The sequence below is a fragment of the Pseudomonas sp. FP1154 genome (genome assembly GCF_030687245.1).
Lineage (GTDB): Bacteria > Pseudomonadota > Gammaproteobacteria > Pseudomonadales > Pseudomonadaceae > Aquipseudomonas > Aquipseudomonas rhizophila.
Window position 1 is genome coordinate 2,653,108 of record NZ_CP117465.1, and the last position, 16,256, is coordinate 2,669,363.

12 protein-coding genes and 1 pseudogene are annotated in these 16,256 nt (G+C 60.0%); 7 read left to right on the top strand and 6 right to left on the bottom strand.

The genetic code is table 11. From position 1 onward, the window contains the following. Nucleotides 1–13: 13 nt before the first annotated feature. Nucleotides 14–211, top strand: a complete 198-nt coding sequence (locus tag PSH91_RS12075; protein WP_047230563.1) for a YbdD/YjiX family protein — start codon at nt 14–16, stop codon at nt 209–211. Between the two features lie 267 nt (nt 212–478). Here PSH91_RS12075 and PSH91_RS12080 read toward each other — a convergent pair whose 3' ends face one another. From PSH91_RS12080 to PSH91_RS12090, 4 genes are all read right to left on the bottom strand, one after another. Then, a complete protein-coding gene (locus PSH91_RS12080) occupies nt 479–2,926 on the bottom strand; it encodes an RND family transporter (protein ID WP_305468316.1) in 2,448 nt (815 codons plus the stop codon). Continuing rightward, complete coding sequence (locus PSH91_RS12085; protein ID WP_160892582.1) at nt 2,923–4,029, bottom strand: YCF48-related protein; 1,107 nt, start codon at nt 4,027–4,029, stop codon at nt 2,923–2,925. Before PSH91_RS12085 ends, PSH91_RS12080 begins: the two co-directional genes overlap by 4 nt. Before the next feature lie 235 nt (nt 4,030–4,264). Beyond that, nucleotides 4,265–4,348, bottom strand: a complete 84-nt coding sequence (locus PSH91_RS26725; RefSeq protein WP_370695193.1) for a hypothetical protein — start codon at nt 4,346–4,348, stop codon at nt 4,265–4,267. 116 nt (nt 4,349–4,464) lie between these two features. After that, the gene (locus tag PSH91_RS12090) at nt 4,465–6,261 is read right to left on the bottom strand and encodes a methyl-accepting chemotaxis protein (protein ID WP_047230536.1); all 1,797 of its coding nucleotides are present in this window, start codon (nt 6,259–6,261) and stop codon (nt 4,465–4,467) included. A gap of 247 nt (nt 6,262–6,508) precedes the next feature. Here PSH91_RS12090 and PSH91_RS12095 point away from each other — a divergent pair, with 247 nt between their 5' ends. From PSH91_RS12095 to PSH91_RS12105, 3 genes are all read left to right on the top strand, one after another. Next, on the top strand, nt 6,509–6,775 hold the full coding sequence (locus PSH91_RS12095; RefSeq protein ID WP_047230535.1) for a DUF4212 domain-containing protein: 267 nt from the start codon (nt 6,509–6,511) through the stop codon (nt 6,773–6,775). A gap of 11 nt (nt 6,776–6,786) precedes the next feature. Continuing rightward, complete coding sequence (locus PSH91_RS12100) at nt 6,787–8,556, top strand: sodium:solute symporter family protein (RefSeq protein WP_107322618.1); 1,770 nt, start codon at nt 6,787–6,789, stop codon at nt 8,554–8,556. A 166-nt stretch (nt 8,557–8,722) separates the two neighbouring features. Further along, nucleotides 8,723–10,852, top strand: coding sequence for a TonB-dependent siderophore receptor (locus PSH91_RS12105; protein ID WP_305468318.1), 2,130 nt, complete (start codon nt 8,723–8,725; stop codon nt 10,850–10,852). Nucleotides 10,853–10,920: 68 nt separating this feature from the next. Here PSH91_RS12105 and PSH91_RS12110 read toward each other — a convergent pair whose 3' ends face one another. Together PSH91_RS12110 and PSH91_RS12115 are read right to left on the bottom strand one after the other, a co-directional pair. Further along, a complete protein-coding gene (locus PSH91_RS12110; RefSeq protein WP_305468319.1) occupies nt 10,921–11,928 on the bottom strand; it encodes an acyltransferase in 1,008 nt (335 codons plus the stop codon). A 262-nt stretch (nt 11,929–12,190) separates the two neighbouring features. Then, a pseudogene (locus PSH91_RS12115) lies at nt 12,191–12,577 on the bottom strand (LLM class flavin-dependent oxidoreductase); the annotation flags it as partial. A 489-nt stretch (nt 12,578–13,066) separates the two neighbouring features. On the opposite strand from PSH91_RS12115, the gene PSH91_RS12120 reads away from it, so the two are divergent. Genes PSH91_RS12120 through PSH91_RS12130 form a run of 3 tightly spaced genes read left to right on the top strand, consistent with a single transcriptional unit; the run spans nt 13,067 to nt 16,224 of the window. Further along, entirely contained in the window at nt 13,067–14,476 is a 1,410-nt protein-coding gene (locus PSH91_RS12120) for a circularly permuted type 2 ATP-grasp protein (RefSeq protein ID WP_139050395.1), read from the top strand. A 3-nt stretch (nt 14,477–14,479) separates the two neighbouring features. Then, entirely contained in the window at nt 14,480–15,430 is a 951-nt protein-coding gene (locus PSH91_RS12125; protein WP_047226611.1) for an alpha-E domain-containing protein, read from the top strand. After that, entirely contained in the window at nt 15,427–16,224 is a 798-nt protein-coding gene (locus PSH91_RS12130) for a transglutaminase family protein (RefSeq protein WP_047226610.1), read from the top strand. The genes PSH91_RS12125 and PSH91_RS12130 overlap by 4 nt, the downstream gene beginning before the upstream one ends. Nucleotides 16,225–16,256 lie beyond the last annotated feature (32 nt).

Here is a 16,256-nt window from a genome sequence, read left to right on the forward strand (position 1 = left end):
GAGGATTGCAACGATGTTCAATGACTTGAGTCGCCTCGGTAAATACCTCGGTCAGGCCGCCCGCCTGATGGTCGGCATGCCCGACTACGACAACTACGTCGAGCACATGCAAAGCAAACACCCGGACAAACCGTTGATGGACTACGAGGCGTTCTTCCGCGAACGCCAGGAAGCCCGATACGGTGGCAAGGCGGGACCCAAGTGCTGTTGATCAACTGATTTCAGGTTGATGAGGTAACCCTGTGGGAGCGAGTCTGCTCGCGATGGCGTCGGGTCAGTTACGATGATGTTGACTGACCCACCGCCATCGCGAGCAGGCTCGCTCCCACAGTTGTTTTGGGGTGGCCTCGGGATTTGCATACACCACCGATCCCCCTTGTGGGGATCTCAGAATTTGCCTACACCCCAGATCCCCTGTGGGAGCGTGCCCGCTCGGGGCCGTACCATCCGGCCCGCGTTTACCCGAGCAGGTGCCCGACTATGTCGTAGAGGCTGTCGTTTGATATGCCGTTCTCCTGAGTGCAGTCACGGGGAGGGGGTAGGGCTTCTGGCCAGGCGCCGGCTTGAGCAGGAAACTGGCGAGGGCCGGGAGCAGCACCAGGGCACCCAGCATGTTCCAGAGGAACATGAAGGCCAGCAGGATGCCCATGTCGGCCTGGAACTTGATGGGCGAGAACACCCAGGTGGCGACGCCGATGGCCAGCGTCGCACCGGTCAGCAGTACGACCCGGCCGGTGAACAGCAGCGAGCGGTAGTAGGCGATGGACAGTGACTCACCGCGGCGCAGGTGCAACTGCAGGATGCTCAGCACATACAGGGCGTAGTCGATGCCGACGACCACACCCAGGGCAATCACCGGCAGCGTGGTGACTTTTACGCCGATGTCCAGCCAGACCATCAGCGCCTCCGCCAGTACCGAGGTCAACATCAAGGGCAGGATTGCGCACGCCACCGCGCGCCAGGAGCGGAACACCAAAAAGCACAGCAGGATCACCGCGCCATACACCCACAGCAGCATTTCACGGTTGGCCTTTTGCACCACGCTGTTGGTCGCGGCCTCGAGACCGGCGTTGCCGGCGGCCATCAGGAAGCGTTCATCGCCTTGATCGTTCGCTGCCGCAAAGGCCTGGATCTCTGTGACCAGCGCCTGCAAGGTCTCGGCCTTGTGGTCGCGCAGGAAAATCCTGAGCATCGACAGGTCGCAGCTGTGGTTGACCAGGCTTTGGGGCGCGTATTTGACCAGGTTATTGATCACCGCCTGGTTGGGTAGCAGGCCGATCCACTTGGGGTTGCCTTCGGTGAGCTGGCTGGTCATGACCTTGACGAACGCGGCAAATGAATCGGTGGCGACCACGCCGGGCTGCTGGCGCAGGCGCCATTCGAGCCGGTCGATGCGTTCGAGCAGGGCGTAGTTCGTGCACTGTTGTGGCGCCGAGGTGACCATGACGATGAACACGTCGCTGCGGCTGCCATAGTTGGACGTGATGTAGGCGTTGTCCTGGTTGTAGCGCGAGTCGGTGCGCAGTTCCGGGGCGCCGGGGTCGAGATCGCCGATTTTCAGATGCAGGCTGACCATGAGCCCGCCGACGCCCAGGGCCAGGGCGGCGAGCAAGGTCGGCGCGGCCACCTTGCGTCGGGTAAACAGGTCCAGCCAGCGCCACAGCAGCGGGTGTACCTTTTCCTCCCGTTGTGCTTGCTCGCTACGCAGGCTGCGGGCCGTGGCCTGGGGGCCGACGCCGATGTAGCTCAGCAGAACAGGCAGCAGGATCAGGTTGGTGACGATCAGGAATGCCACACCCAGGCTGGCGGTCAGCGACAACTGGCGGATCACCTCGATCTTGATCAATAGCAGCACGGCGAAGCCGACGGCATCGCAGGCCAATGCCATGAGCCCGACCATGAACAGGCGGCGCAAGGTGTAGCGTGCGGCGATCAGGCGATGGGTACCACGACCGATGTCTTGCCGGTAGCCGTTTATCGTCTGTGCTCCGTGGCTCATGCCGATGGCGAACACCAAAAAAGGCACCAGGACGGTGTAGGGGGCCAGTTCGTAACCGAGCAACGGCAGGCTGCCAAGCCACCAGAGCACCGCGATCGATGAGCAAAACAACACCAGCAACGTACTGCGCAGGCAACGGGTGCAGGCGAACATCACCAGGCCGGCGATCAGGATGGCCACGGCAAAAAAGGTCAGTACTTGGGCGAGTCCTTCGATCAGGTCGCCCACCACCTTGGCAAAACCGACAACGTGCAGGCGAATGTGCTCGTTCTGGTACTTGGCGCGGATGTCTTCAAGCTTGGCGCCGAAAACCCCGTAGTTCAGCGGTTCGCCGGTTTCGGTGTCGATGTCCAGCAGCGGTACCAGCAACATGCTCGATTTGAAATCACCGGCGACGATGCTGCCGATTTCACCCGAGCGTTCGATGTTCAGACGCAGTTGTTCCAGGCTGTCGGCCGAACCATCGTAGTGCGAGTCGATGACCTGGCCCTCGTCCAGGCCCGATTCGGTGATGCCCTGCCAGCGCAGGGTCGGGGTCCACAGCGACTTCATAGAGGGCCGGTTGACCCCGGGGAGCAGGTACACCTCATCGCTGATCTTTTGCAGGGTTTCGAGATAGTTCTTGTCGAGAATGCTGCCCTGGGTATTTTCCACCACCACGCGCACTACGTTGCCCTGGCCGGCGAGGCTGTCCTGGTTGGCCTGGAAGTTGATGACGAACGGGTGATCCTGGGGAATCAGCCGCTGGAAGCTGACATTGAGCGTCAACTGAGGCAACTGCGCGACAAAGAACCCGGTCAGCAGCAGGCAGGCCAACATCAGCCAGGGGCGATGGTTGAACAGCAGGCGTTCGAGCAGCGAGCCCGAGCGGGTGTCGAACTGGCGCAGATCCGCGATCACCGGAGCCTCTTCGTGAGTAGTCTTCATGGCGTAGACTCCTGGGCGATCGATAGGGGGGCGGCGAGTTTCTCCGCCGGCAGGGTCACGATGCCGGCCAGGCTGGTGATCACCAGGCTGCCGTCAGTGGCTTGGGCGACAGCAGTCAGCGGCGCGCCCCAACCGAAGGGGACGGGCCGGAAACTGCGGCCCTGGTCCCGGCTGGTGTACACCCGGCCTCCCTGATCGAGCAGCACGACGCTGCCATCGCTCAATTGCAGGCCCGCGTTGAAGCTGGCCTTGGCGCCATCAATGGTGACGGGTTGCCATTGTTGCCCGCCGTCGTCGGAACGGAACACGTTTGCCTGCAGGCCGAACAACAGGAGCCGGTCGCTCGCCAATGACAGCAAGCCGAAGTAGCTGCCCTCACAGGGCGAGGCCACGCGTTTGAAGGAGCCGCCGCCTGGACTTGTCGCCAATAGCAGGCCTTGTTCCCCGGCGATGAACCGTGTCCGACCCTGGGTTTGCAAGGCGTAGAGGTGCAGGCCGTCCGGGTTCTCGACTTGACCGGAGAAGGCCCGCCAAGTCCTGCCCCCATCTCTGCTGCGCAACGCCAGATTGAAGGCGCCGACCACGCTGACGCGATTCGGGCCGTTGAACATCAGGGCCAGGAGAGGTTTGTCCGGGCCGTCGTCCACCAAGCGCTGGGCCGCATTCAGGTATTCGTCTCGGGCCGCTTCATCGAGCGAGGCGGCCTCCTGTTCGGCCTGGGCCAACGTCAGCGCGGCGGCCTGGATACCATCGAGTCGTTTGCGCCAGCTTTCGCCGCCGTCCTCGCTGGACAGCACCACACCCTGATGGCCGATGGCCCAGCCATGGTTTTTGTCGACGAAGGCTACGGCGGTCAGGTTGACATCCACCGGGACCGCGGCCTGATGCCAGGCCTTGCCGTTATCGTCGGACCAGATCACCAGCCCATGTTCACCCACCGCTACCAGGCGTTGCCCGGCGCGTACGATGCCATTGAGCAAGGCGCGTTGCGGTTGCGCCACACTGGGCGCCGGGCGATTGAGCGGGTCTGCCGATGTCGCCGCCGAGGCAATCTGCGCGGCGCCCAGGGTCAGCAATCCCCCGAGCAGCAAGCGTCTGGCCATCGCACGACTTCGTCGGCCCAAGCCAAGGGGACGGTACCTGTTAGCGAGCACCGGAACGTTCCAGTGATTGTGGGGTAAACATGCTGTTTGGTCGTTCATAGAACTTCACCGCCCCCTTGTCGTCGATCAGGTTGAGCGCCGCGTAGTCCTTGGCCTGAAGATTGTAGACAAGGGGGGTGGCGTTGTAGGCCGGCGGGATCAGCGGATAGACGAACAGCGTCAGGGTGGGGGGCTTCTACAACTGGCCCCTGGCGTGCCATGGGGCGGTCACCAGCACTTGCCAGGTGTCTTCATGGAGGTAAAAGCGAGGTTTGGGCACCCTGTGCCGTGCGTCGGAGCGCTATGTGGTGTCCACCATCCAGCCCCGTCGTATTGCACGTTCAGGGCTTGGCGCAGGTTATTTGTCGGGCTTGATATCGCTGTTGTGCCTGGAAATCACTCCGCCAGCAGCACCGCCGCATCGAACCCGACCCGCAAGTTGCCCCAATGGCGGCCGCCGAAGAAGAACGGTACGTCGATCTCGGTCATGATTTCCCCGGTATCGCGCAGGTAGGTCTGGAGCAGGAAGCGTTGGGTGTTGCCCGCCGCGCGCAGGCCGATCGGGTCGTTGAAGATGCGCTTGTTGCGGCACACCGGCAGGTCGACGGCGCGGTCACCGGTCGGTTGTTTCGAAACCCAGCTGTTGTTCACTGGGCAATAACCCTTGGTGTCGACGATGAATGAGACTTTGCCGCCCGGGGTGCTGCGGGTGAGTTTGTCGCATTCTTCCTGGCAGACTTGGGCAAAACGCTCGGTGTAGCTGGTCATGTATTGCTTGGGATCGGTGCCGGGGATCAGTTGGTAGTTCTGATCGAACAGGTTGAGGCCATCCTGCTGCAGCGCCTCCAATTGGACCTGGAGGCCGTCGCGGCACTGGCTGGCCCGGGTGATGGCGGCATCCAGCTTGCCATGGCCGAGCACGAACCGGCCCAACAATGCCTGGACCTTTTCAGCGACACCGGACAAGTCACGGGTCGCCGTTGCCGAATGCTGCATGCGCTGGTCAATCGACTGGCTGTCGGCATGGATCTGCGTAACCCGTTCGTTGATACCCGTGTTGGATTCGGCGAAAAGCTGGATATGGGACGCGATATCGGCCAACTTGCCATTGGTGGATTCGAAGTCGCCGATCATGCTTTCGAAATGGCCCGAGGCACGCTCCACGACTTTCTGGGTTTCCCGGGCGCTGTGGCTGATCTGGTTGGTCTGTTCATGTGTGGAACTGACTTCTTCGAGCATGGCGTCGATGTTTCGTGAGATGTCGTCGGTAGCCCGGCTGACATTCTGCGCCAAGGTGCGCACCTCATCGGCCACCACGGCAAACCCCCGACCGCTTTCACCGGCCCGGGCGGCTTCGATGGCCGCGTTGAGGGCCAGCAGGTTGGTTTGGGCAGAGATCTGCTGGATCAGCCCAACGATGGACTTGATGCTCGAAGAACGTTGGTTCAGGGCGCCTACCAGCGTGGCGAATTCATTGAGGCTGCTGGAGATTTCACTGATGTTGCCCGTCACTTCCAGCAGTTCTGCATAGGAGTCGCGAGCCATGCTCAGGTTCTGCGCAGTGGTGCTGGAAATGCCCTGAGTCTGGCGCGAGACTTCTTCGATGCGACCTACGGCGGTGTTGCTCTGGTCCATCACTTCCTTGGCGAAGCGGGCCTGGTGAGTAGCGCTGTCGCTGGAGTCGCTGATGTTTTTCAACGAACGCGCCGATTCGACCGCAATGTGCACGGTCAGCGCCTGGACATTACTGATGATCTCCCGCTGCTTGGCCAGGAAGCGGTTGCAAGTGTCGGCCAGCACGCGGATTTCGTCGTGGGTCACCAGAGGCAGGTCTTTGGACAGGTCGCCTTCGCCGCTGGCGATCTCCTCGAGGGCCTTGGTCATGGCCGTGACGGGGCGCACGATGAGGTGGCGAAAGTACCAGACCATGAAGCTGATCATGCACAGCGTCAGCAGCGCGCCGAAGAGCAGGGCATGGGTGAGGCTGTCGAGCCGGCCTTCGACTTGCCCCAGCAGCGCGGGGTCCAGTTGCGCAGTGTGCAACTGCAGCACAATGTCGGCGCGGGCACTGACTGCCACCCAGTAAAGCAAGCCACTGACCACGACCAGCAGGAAAAGGCTCGACAGCTTTTTGGTGAGCGTATCGAAAAACTGCATCTCGATAGACTCGTACAAGGCCTTTAGCGTCTGCATCCGTTGCTCCCGGGTAAAAAATCACTTTGATTGCATACATTCGACCGCGCACGGCAAAGCTTTAGGGAAATGGGCGATTTGATATCACTGCGGCGGTTTCCGCGATCTTTAACCCGTCCCAGTAAGTGAGGGAACGCGGATGTCAATATCCAGGGTGGCGAAGGTAGACGAAAGTCGTACTAGCGCTCTGCCCAGCGACTGCTACGGTTTGAGTGGAAAACAATAAAAACAACGGGAGTTGATTTCCATGTCCACTCAAAAGCAACAGGCTGCGCGTGCCTACTGGACGGAGAACCTACGCTGGATGCTGGTATTGCTGGCAATCTGGTTCTTGGTGTCGTTCGGCTTTGGCATTTTGCTGGTTGACCAGCTCAACACCATCAGCTTCTTCGGTACGCCCCTGGGATTCTGGTTCGCCCAGCAGGGGTCCATCTACGTCTTTGTGCTCGAGATCTTCTTCTATGTCTGGAAGATGAATCAGCTCGATCGCAAATATGACGTCCACGAAGACTGAGGCCGACGAGCATGGATACCCAAACCCTGATCTACCTGTTCGTCGGCGCGTCCTTTGCGCTCTATATCGCCATTGCCATCTGGACGCGCGCCGGCTCCACCAGCGAGTACTACGTTGCCAGCAAAGGCGTGCACCCGGTACTCAACGGCATGGCCACCGGGGCCGACTGGATGTCGGCCGCCTCGTTCATCTCCATGGCTGGGATCATCGCCTTCGCCGGCTATGACGGCTCGGTCTACCTGATGGGCTGGACCGGCGGCTATGTGCTGCTGGCGATGTGTCTGGCGCCGTATCTGCGCAAGTTCGGCAAGTTCACTGTCCCGGAGTTCGTCGGCGCGCGTTACTACTCGCAGACGGCGCGGGTGGTGGCGGTGATCTGCGTGATCTTCATTTCCTTCACGTATGTGGCAGGGCAGATGCGCGGTGTGGGCATCGTGTTCTCCCGTTACCTGGAAGTGGATATCAATACCGGCGTGATGATCGGTATGGCCATCGTGTTCTTCTATTCCGTGCTGGGCGGCATGAAGGGCATCACCTACACGCAGGTGGCGCAGTACTGCGTGATGATTTTTGCCTACATGGTGCCGGCGATCTACATCTCGATCATGATCACCGGTAATCCGATCCCGCAACTGGGCTTCATCAGCGAGGTCACCGGCTCCGGCCAGAGTGTGATCGAGCGGCTCAACGGGCTGGGTGCGGAGCTGGGTTTCACGGCCTATACCGACGGCACCAAATCGACCACCGACGTGTTTTTCATCACCATGGCGCTGATGGTCGGGACTGCGGGCCTGCCTCATGTGATCGTGCGTTTCTTCACCACCCCGACAGTGCGTGATGCGCGCAAGTCAGCAGGTTACGCACTGCTGTTCATCGCTGTCCTCTACACCACCGCGCCGGCCGTGGCGGCTTTCGCGCGCACCAATCTGCTGACCTCGATCCCCAACGTCAGCTACGCCACCGCGCCAACATGGTTCAAGACCTGGGAAAATTCGGGGCTGATCGCCTGGGCGGACAAGAACAACGACGGCATCATCCAGTATGGCCCGGGGGCAGCCCTGGTCGGCGCGCCGAGCTTCACGGGTGAACGCGGGGCGAACGAGCAGCGGCTGCTGAGCAACCAGGTTTCACCGGTGGCCAACGAACTGTATGTCGACAACGACATCATGGTTCTGGCCAACCCGGAGATTGCCGGGTTGCCAGGCTGGGTCATCGCCCTGATTGCCGCCGGTGGCCTGGCGGCGGCGCTGTCGACGGCAGCGGGGTTGCTGCTGGTGATTTCCACATCGGTCTCCCATGACCTGCTCAAAAGCAACATCATGCCCAGGATCACTGAAAAGCAAGAGTTGCTGGCCGCCCGGATCGCCGCTGGCGTGGCGGTGCTGATCGCCGGGTTGTTCGGCATCTACCCGCCGGCATTCGTGGCCCAGGTGGTGGCGTTCGCCTTTGGACTGGCGGCGTCCTCGTTCTTCCCGGTGATTGTCATGGGGATCTTCTCCAAACGCATGAACCGCGAAGGCGCGATCGCGGGGATGATTGTGGGGCTGACGTTTACATTCACCTACATCGTCTACTTCAAATTCATCAATCCGGCGATGAACACTGCCGAGCACTGGTGGCTGGGCGTATCGCCCGAAGGCATCGGCACCCTGGGGATGCTCTTCAACTTCGTAGCCGCGGTGGTGGTGTCACGCTTTACCGCGCCGCCGCCGGAGCACATTCAGCACCTGGTGGAAGATATCCGGGTTCCAAGGGGGGCGGGTGCGGCCATCGATCATTGATGTGCGGTAAGCCCTGATAACAGGGGTGGGAAACGAACAAAGGCGCCGGAGTGATCCGGCGTCTTTTTTTTGCGCGGGTCAAGCGGGAAAGCGTTAGAAATATTTACTGGGAATCATTCTCAAAGTATATTCTCTCTCATTAACATCCCTCTGTGAGTGCTGCGTCTTGAATCGTTCCACCCCTCTCGCTACCCGCAACGCCTTTTTTAAACGCGTGTTGCCAACGCTGTCCTGCTGTTTCATTGCAAGCCCTTTGTGGGCGCAGGACATTCTCGAACTGCCAACCACGGACATCCAGGGCAGTCGCATCACTCAGGACGAAGGGTACACGGCGTCGCAAGCCAGCACCGCGAGCAAAAGCGATGTACCGATCAAGGAAGAGGCGCAGTCGATCAACGTGGTGACCCGGCAGACCCTGGCGGACTATCAGGTGCGCTCGCTGGGCGATGCGATGAAATTTGTCAGCGGCGTCAGCCAGGGCAATACCCTGGGCGGTTCGCGGGATTCGCTGGTCAAGCGCGGTTTCGGCACCAACGATGATGGCTCGATCCTGCGCGATGGTGTGCGTTCGAACCTGGGACGTAACTTCAGCGCCACCACCGAGCGGGTCGAAGTGCTCAAGGGCCCGGCCTCGATGTTATACGGCGCGCTGGAGCCCGGCGGCCTGGTCAACATCATCAGCAAGAAACCCGAATACACCCAGAGCACCACACTGAGCGGCTCGGCCTACAGCGAAGGTGGCGGCACCATGGCCCTGGATACCACCGGGCCGTTGGGCGATACCGGCCTGGCGTATCGGTTGATCGCCGAGCGTGGGCATGAGGATTATTGGCGCAACTATGGCGTCAACGAGAGCACGCTGGTGGCGCCGTCCCTGGCCTGGACGGGTGAGCGGGCCTCGTTGAACCTCAGTTATGAGTACAACGAATATTCCAATCCCTTCGACCGCGGCACTGTATTCACCGACGGGCATCCGGCCGACATTGACTACAACAAGCGCCTTGATGAGCCTTGGGCCAAAAGCGTGGGGATTCGCGAAACGGCGACAGCGCGGTTTGAGTATGAGCTGAGTGAGGCGTGGAAGACCCGCGTGACCTATGGCTGGAACAATGATCGGTATAGTCTTTCGATTGCGCAGCCCAATTCGCTGACGGGTAATAATTTGCGCCGTGCCGCCAACGGTGCTCACTATGACGATGAAACCCGCTACGCCAGCTGGGATTTCATCGGCAGGCAGCAATTGTTTGGTCAGCGTCATGACCTGCTGGTTGGGGCTGACAATCAAGTGTCTGACCAATTTCGTGGCAAGACCTACCGCAATACTGCTCAGGGTGGTTTCGACATCACTTCGCCGACCTACGGCAACCTGCCAGAGCCAAGCCAGATCAGTGCTCCCCAAAGCGACCTGAGTAACCAGTTGACCTCCAGCTCCGTTTATCTCAAGGACAACTGGCACCTCGACGACCACTGGATTCTAGTCTTGGGTGGCCGCTACCAGCATTACGATCAATACAGCGACCAAGGTTTGGGCAGCCGTTATGTGGTCAACCGCGATGACAACGGCGACGCTTTTGTACCGTTCCTGGGGCTGGTCTACAAAGCCACCGACAACCTGTCGCTGTATGGCAACTACAGTCGCTCCTTCAAGCCCAACGATGACGTGGACGATGCCGGCAACACCTTCGATCCAGAGGAGGGCCGCAGTTATGAAATCGGCGCCAAATACGACCCGCTACCGGGCCTGAACATCAACCTTGCGCTGTATGACATCGTGAAGAAGAACGTCGTAACGTCGTCCTCCACGGTCAATGGCGTCACGTTGGCAGAAGCCGCCGGCAAAGTCGGCTCCCAAGGTCTGGAACTCGACGTCACCGGTCGTCTGGCCGAGCGTTGGGATCTGATCGGCACCTACGCCTACACCCACACGGAAATCCTCGACGATCCGGATGACGAAGGCCACCGCCTGGCCAACGCACCCAAGCACACCGCCAGCCTGTACCTGACCCACCACCTGAACGTGCCTGCCGAATTCGGCGCCTGGCACGCCGGCGCCGGTGCCCGTTATGTCGGCGAGCGCGCCGCCAACAACGCCAACGATTTCTGGCTCAGCAGCTACACCGTGGCTGATGCCTTCCTGCGCTGGGAGTCACCGGTATTGGGGCACAAGACCTCGTTGCAGTTGAACGTGGACAACCTGTTCGATAAACATTACTACCCGTCTTCCACCGGCAGCCAATTGCAGGTCAATGTCGGCGAACCGCGTACCGCCCGCCTGAGTGCCAGCGTGACGTTCTGAGTGCGCTGTTCTGAAAACAAAAAATGCCCGGAAACTAATCCGGGCATTTTTTTATTCGGGGTCAGCGGCTACGCCGGTGTGCGGCCCACGGGTATCTGTGCGATCTCACGTTTAGCGCCCGCCCTCAACGCGTGGCGCAGCTTCAGCGCCGGTCGCTCAACGCAGTAATACGACAAGCCACTCAATGCCAGCGACAACACCAGCACCAGTGTAATCATCAGGGCGCTGTACTCAACCGGCCAGAACGCCCGCAACACGTACATCACCACAAAATGGTTGAGGAACACGCCATAGCTGATATTCCCCAGAAACTCATCCATCCAGTGATGCTTGAGCCTGCTGAGCACATGCACCGCCGGCACACCCAAGACTATGCCCAAGGTTACTTCTGCGTTGAAGGGGCGGCGGGGAATGAACCCGACAACAATGGCCAGGAACATTATCGCTGCCACGACCGTGGTGATGGAGGCGACCCATAGTCCTTTGGCCTGGGCGTGGTACAGGTAGCTGCCGCACAGGAAGATGAACAACACGCCCGGCAGTAGACGGTAGCCGTAGATGTCGGTGTTGACGTAGCCCAGCGAGGCGACCAGGAAAACCGTTACGGACACCGCGAACGCAATGCCTCGGGCCTTATAAAGGATCAGAAACGGGATCAGCAGGTAAAAGCACATCTCCAGCCCCAGAGACCAGCCAGGTGGCAGGATCTCCGGCACAGTGATGCCGAACATATAGAAACCCAGCGGCACGATGGGCAGGCTGGTGGCGATGTTTTCGATTGTCAGCGCCGCCGCCTGTGGCGTGCCTGGCAGCAGAAAATGAATCACCGTGCAGGAGAGGACGAAATACAGAAGGAACTGCGGGTAAAGTCTCAACAATCGGTCAAGGTAGAACAGGCCGATTTTCCCTGGGACGTTGTAGCTCCTGTCGATCAAGGGCGTCATCACAAAACCGCTGATAATCAGAAACGACACCACGGCAACAACGCCGGGGTTGAAGCCTACGAACATCACGCCCATGTGGGAAATCGCCACGAGCATGGCCAGCAGCAACCGATAACTCCCCACGCCCATCATCCTTAATCAGAGTTGATCCGTTGAACGGTTAAGTTATTGGGGTTTATCGGCGCTGAACAGGGGTTTGCGGGGCGGCGACGGGGAAGTGGGGGAATTTGGCAGATATGACATCGTTGTCTCAGTCAGGCCGCCATCGCGAGCAGGCTCGCTCCCACATTGGCCGCGGGTGTTCACTCATTATGTGAACGCCATAGCCCCCCTGTGGGAGCGAGCCTGCTCGCGATGACGGTGGAACTGACCCCGTGGGTTCCAGGGTTGGATATCAATTGAAGGCCGGCACCACCTGCTGGATAAACAGCTCCAGGGACTTCTTCTTCTCGGCATGGGACAGGCTGTTGTCACACCAGAAGCTGAACTCATCCACGCCCAATTCCTGGTAATACTTGATCCGATCGATGATCTGCTGCGGGGTGCCGATCACGGTGTTCTTGCGAATGTTCTCCAGCTGGAACTCCGGACGCTCGGCGAATTTTTCTTCCGGGCTTGGTGCCAGAAAGCCGTTGACCGGAACTTGCTTGTTGCCGAACCAGGCATCGAAGGTGCGGTAGAACTTGGAGATTGCCTGGGCGCCGATTTTCCAGCCTTCGGGATCGTCGGCGGTATGCACGTGGGTGTGACGCAGCACCATTTCCTGATTGCGGGATAAATCTTTTGCTTAAAGTGAGAGTCGCTTTTGAGCGCTCTGAAGGGCGGTGAGTATAAATTTCCCTCTTTCGGGGCATTACCGATCTGTTACCTGACTTATTGCACCGATTCGACTCGTTCGGGCGCATGTAGGGAAAAGCTGAAATAAACGTTTCAGCGTATAAAGGAGCGTATGTCGCAAAAATGAAACTAAATATCGCGGGGGGCGTACATCTACGACGGTTTCTCCAGCAATGTCCTGGTGCACCGGGCTTAGGCACAGCCTTTGCTAGAGTTCAAGAGAGTAGGCCACTACAGCGCGGGGTTATCAGAGGAGCATTCACGGCGCAGATTTAATCAGGGGGCGCACGTCATCCAGACGCAAAGGCCAGATCAGAGACCGGTGCAATCGAGGTACTCAGAAAAACAGGGCTCATTAAAACAAAGCAAGGCCGGACCACTGGAATGACGAAGTGATAAAAAATGCCGTGTAGAACGCGGCTGGGAGTTGGCTATGCCCCAAGCTTTTTTTAATGAAATGTATGATGCAAAGGGTGACTGCCGCCCGCACTATCAAGCCTTCTCACGCTGGCTGGCGGACACGCCGCTGGAGCTGCTGGAACAGCGGCGTCGCGAAGCCGATCTGCTGTTTCATCGAGCCGGTATCACCTTCACCCTTTACGGTGACGAGCAGGGTACCGAACGATTGATTCCGTTCGACATCATTCCTCGCAGCATCAAGGCCAGCGAATGGAGGATGGTCGAGCGTGGCTGCATTCAGCGGGTCCAGGCCCTGAACATGTTTCTGGCCGACATCTACCATGAGCAGCGGATCCTCAAGGAAAAAATCATTCCGGCCGAGCAGGTGCTCGCCAATGAGGGTTATCAAATCGCGATGCAAGGCCTGGACTTGCACCGAGGCATTTATGCCCACATCGCCGGTGTCGACCTGGTTCGCGACGGTGATGGCAGTTATTACGTGCTGGAGGACAACCTGCGTACGCCCAGCGGCGTGAGCTACATGCTCGAAGACCGCAAGATGATGATGCGCCTGTTCCCCGAGCTCTTCGCCGCCCAGCGCGTGGCGCCCATTGATCACTACCCGAATCTGTTGCTCGACACCCTCAAGAGTTCAAGTCCCCTGGACAACCCGACCGCCGTGGTGCTGACCCCCGGTCGTTTCAACAGTGCCTATTTCGAACATGCGTTCCTGGCCCGTGAAATGGGGGTGGAGCTGGTGGAGGGCGCCGATCTGTTCGTGCGCGACGACCATGTCTACATGCGCACCACCGCAGGCCCCCAGCAGGTGGATGTGATCTATCGCCGCCTTGACGATGATTACCTCGATCCGCTGTCGTTCAACCCCGACTCCATGTTGGGCGTCCCCGGACTGATCGCCGTTTACCGGTCAGGCAACGTGGTGCTGGCGAATGCGGTGGGCACGGGCGTGGCCGATGACAAATCGATCTACCCTTACGTCGACGAGATGATCCGCTTTTACCTCACCGAAGAGCCGATTCTGAAGAACGTGCCGACCTGGCAGTGCCGCAAGCCCCAGGATCTGTCCCACGTGCTGGCCAACCTGCCTGACCTGGTGGTCAAGGAAACCCAGGGTTCCGGCGGTTACGGCATGCTGGTAGGGCCGGCAGCTACAGCGGCGCAGATCGAAGACTTCCGCGCACGCCTCAAGGCCCGCCCCGAAGCCTACATCGCCCAACCGACGTTGAGCCTTTCCACCTGCCCGACCTTCGTCGAGAGCGGTATCGCTCCGCGCCACATCGATCTGCGTCCGTTCGTGTTGTCGGGCAAGGAAACTCGCCTGGTGCCCGGCGGGCTGACCCGCGTGGCACTTCGCGACGGCTCGCTGGTGGTCAATTCGTCCCAGGGTGGCGGCACCAAAGACACTTGGGTAGTGGAGGACTAAGACATGCTTTCAAGAACCGCTTCGGACCTCTACTGGATGTCCCGCTACCTGGAGCGCGCCGAGAACCTGGCGCGCATGCTCGAAGTCAGTTACTCGCTGTCGCTCATGCCCCAGGCCGGGCGCAGCGACGGGCATGCCGAGCTGGCGATGTCGTTGCTGGCGGCCGGCACGCTGGACGATTACAACGCCCGTTATGACGCGCTGAACACCGAACGCATGTTGCATTTTTTCGCACTGGACGAAACCAACCCAGGAAGCATCTACAGCTGTCTGCGGGCGGCGCGGACCAATGCCCATGCGGTGCGTGGACGCATCACCGCCGATATGTGGGAGAACATCAACGCCACCTGGCTGGAGATGCGCAACATTGCCAGCAATGGTCTGGGCCGCTACGGCATCAGCCACTTCTGTGAATGGGTCAAGGAGCGCTCGCACCTGTTCCGTGGCGCGACGTCGGGCACCATCATGCGCAACGATGCCTATAGATTCATTCGTCTGGGAACCTTTATCGAGCGGGCGGACAACACCCTGCGTCTGCTGGACGCCCGCTACGAAATGTTTGGTGAGGAGTCGGAAGAGGTCAGCGACAACTCGGCACGCGGTTATTACCAGTGGAGCGCCTTGCTGCGGGCGTTGTCTTCGTTTGAAGCGTTCAACGAGATCTACCGCAATGCGCCCAACGCCGAGCAGGTCTCGGAAATGTTGCTGCTGCGCGCCGACGTTCCGCGCTCGTTGCATGCCTGTATTGAGGAGCTGGACCAGATCCTCTCCAGCCTGCCGGGCAACAATGGCCGCCCGGCCCAACGCCTGGCCGCTGAACTGAACGCGCGGCTGCGTTACTCCGGCATCGACGAGATCCTGGCATCGGGCCTGCATCAATGGCTGACTGACCTCATTGGCCAGATTCGCCACCTGGGCCAGACCGTTCACGAGTCTTATCTGGAGGTGGTATGAAACTTTCCATACGCCACGACACGACCTATAGCTATGCCGATGAAGTGTGCACCAGCATCCAGTTCCTGCGCTTGACCCCCAAGGACACTCAGCGTCAACGCATCCTGCAATGGCATCTGGAATTGCCACGTCTGGTGCGCAGCCAGCTCGATCCCTACGGCAATATCCTGCATGTGATGACCATGGACGAGCCCCATGGCGCTCTGGTGCTCACGGCTTATGGCGAGGTGGAAATCCATCAGGCGGTGCAGATGGAGCCGGACAGCCAGTCACCGCTGCCATTTCTGCGCCCCAGCCGCCTCACCCAGGCCGATGATGCTCTCGCGGCCTTTGCTGTGGAGCAATGCGCAGCCCGACGTGATCGCTCGGCACTGACCGATTTGATGAACGGCCTGGCTGCACGCATGCCCTACAGCCCGGGCACGACCGAGGTCAGCAGTACCGCCGCCGAAGCCTTCGCCGGGGGCGTGGGGGTTTGTCAGGATCATACCCACGCATTTCTGGCCTGCGCGCGTAGCCTGGGGGTTCCGGCGCGCTATGTCTCCGGTTACCTGTGCACCGAAGATGAAAGTCATCTGGCGAGCCACGCCTGGGCTGAAGCCTGGCTGGAGGACGGCTGGTACAGCTTCGACGTGACCAATCGCCTGACCTGTCCGGATCGGCATTTGAAACTGGCGGTCGGCCTGGACTACCTCGACGCCTGTCCGGTACGCGGCATGCGCCGCGGTGGCGGGGCAGAGCAGATGCACGCGCGGGTGCAGGTGAACTCAATGGTTCAGGTGCAGCATCAGTAGCGAAGAGAGCACTCAAGCCCAACCCCATGTGG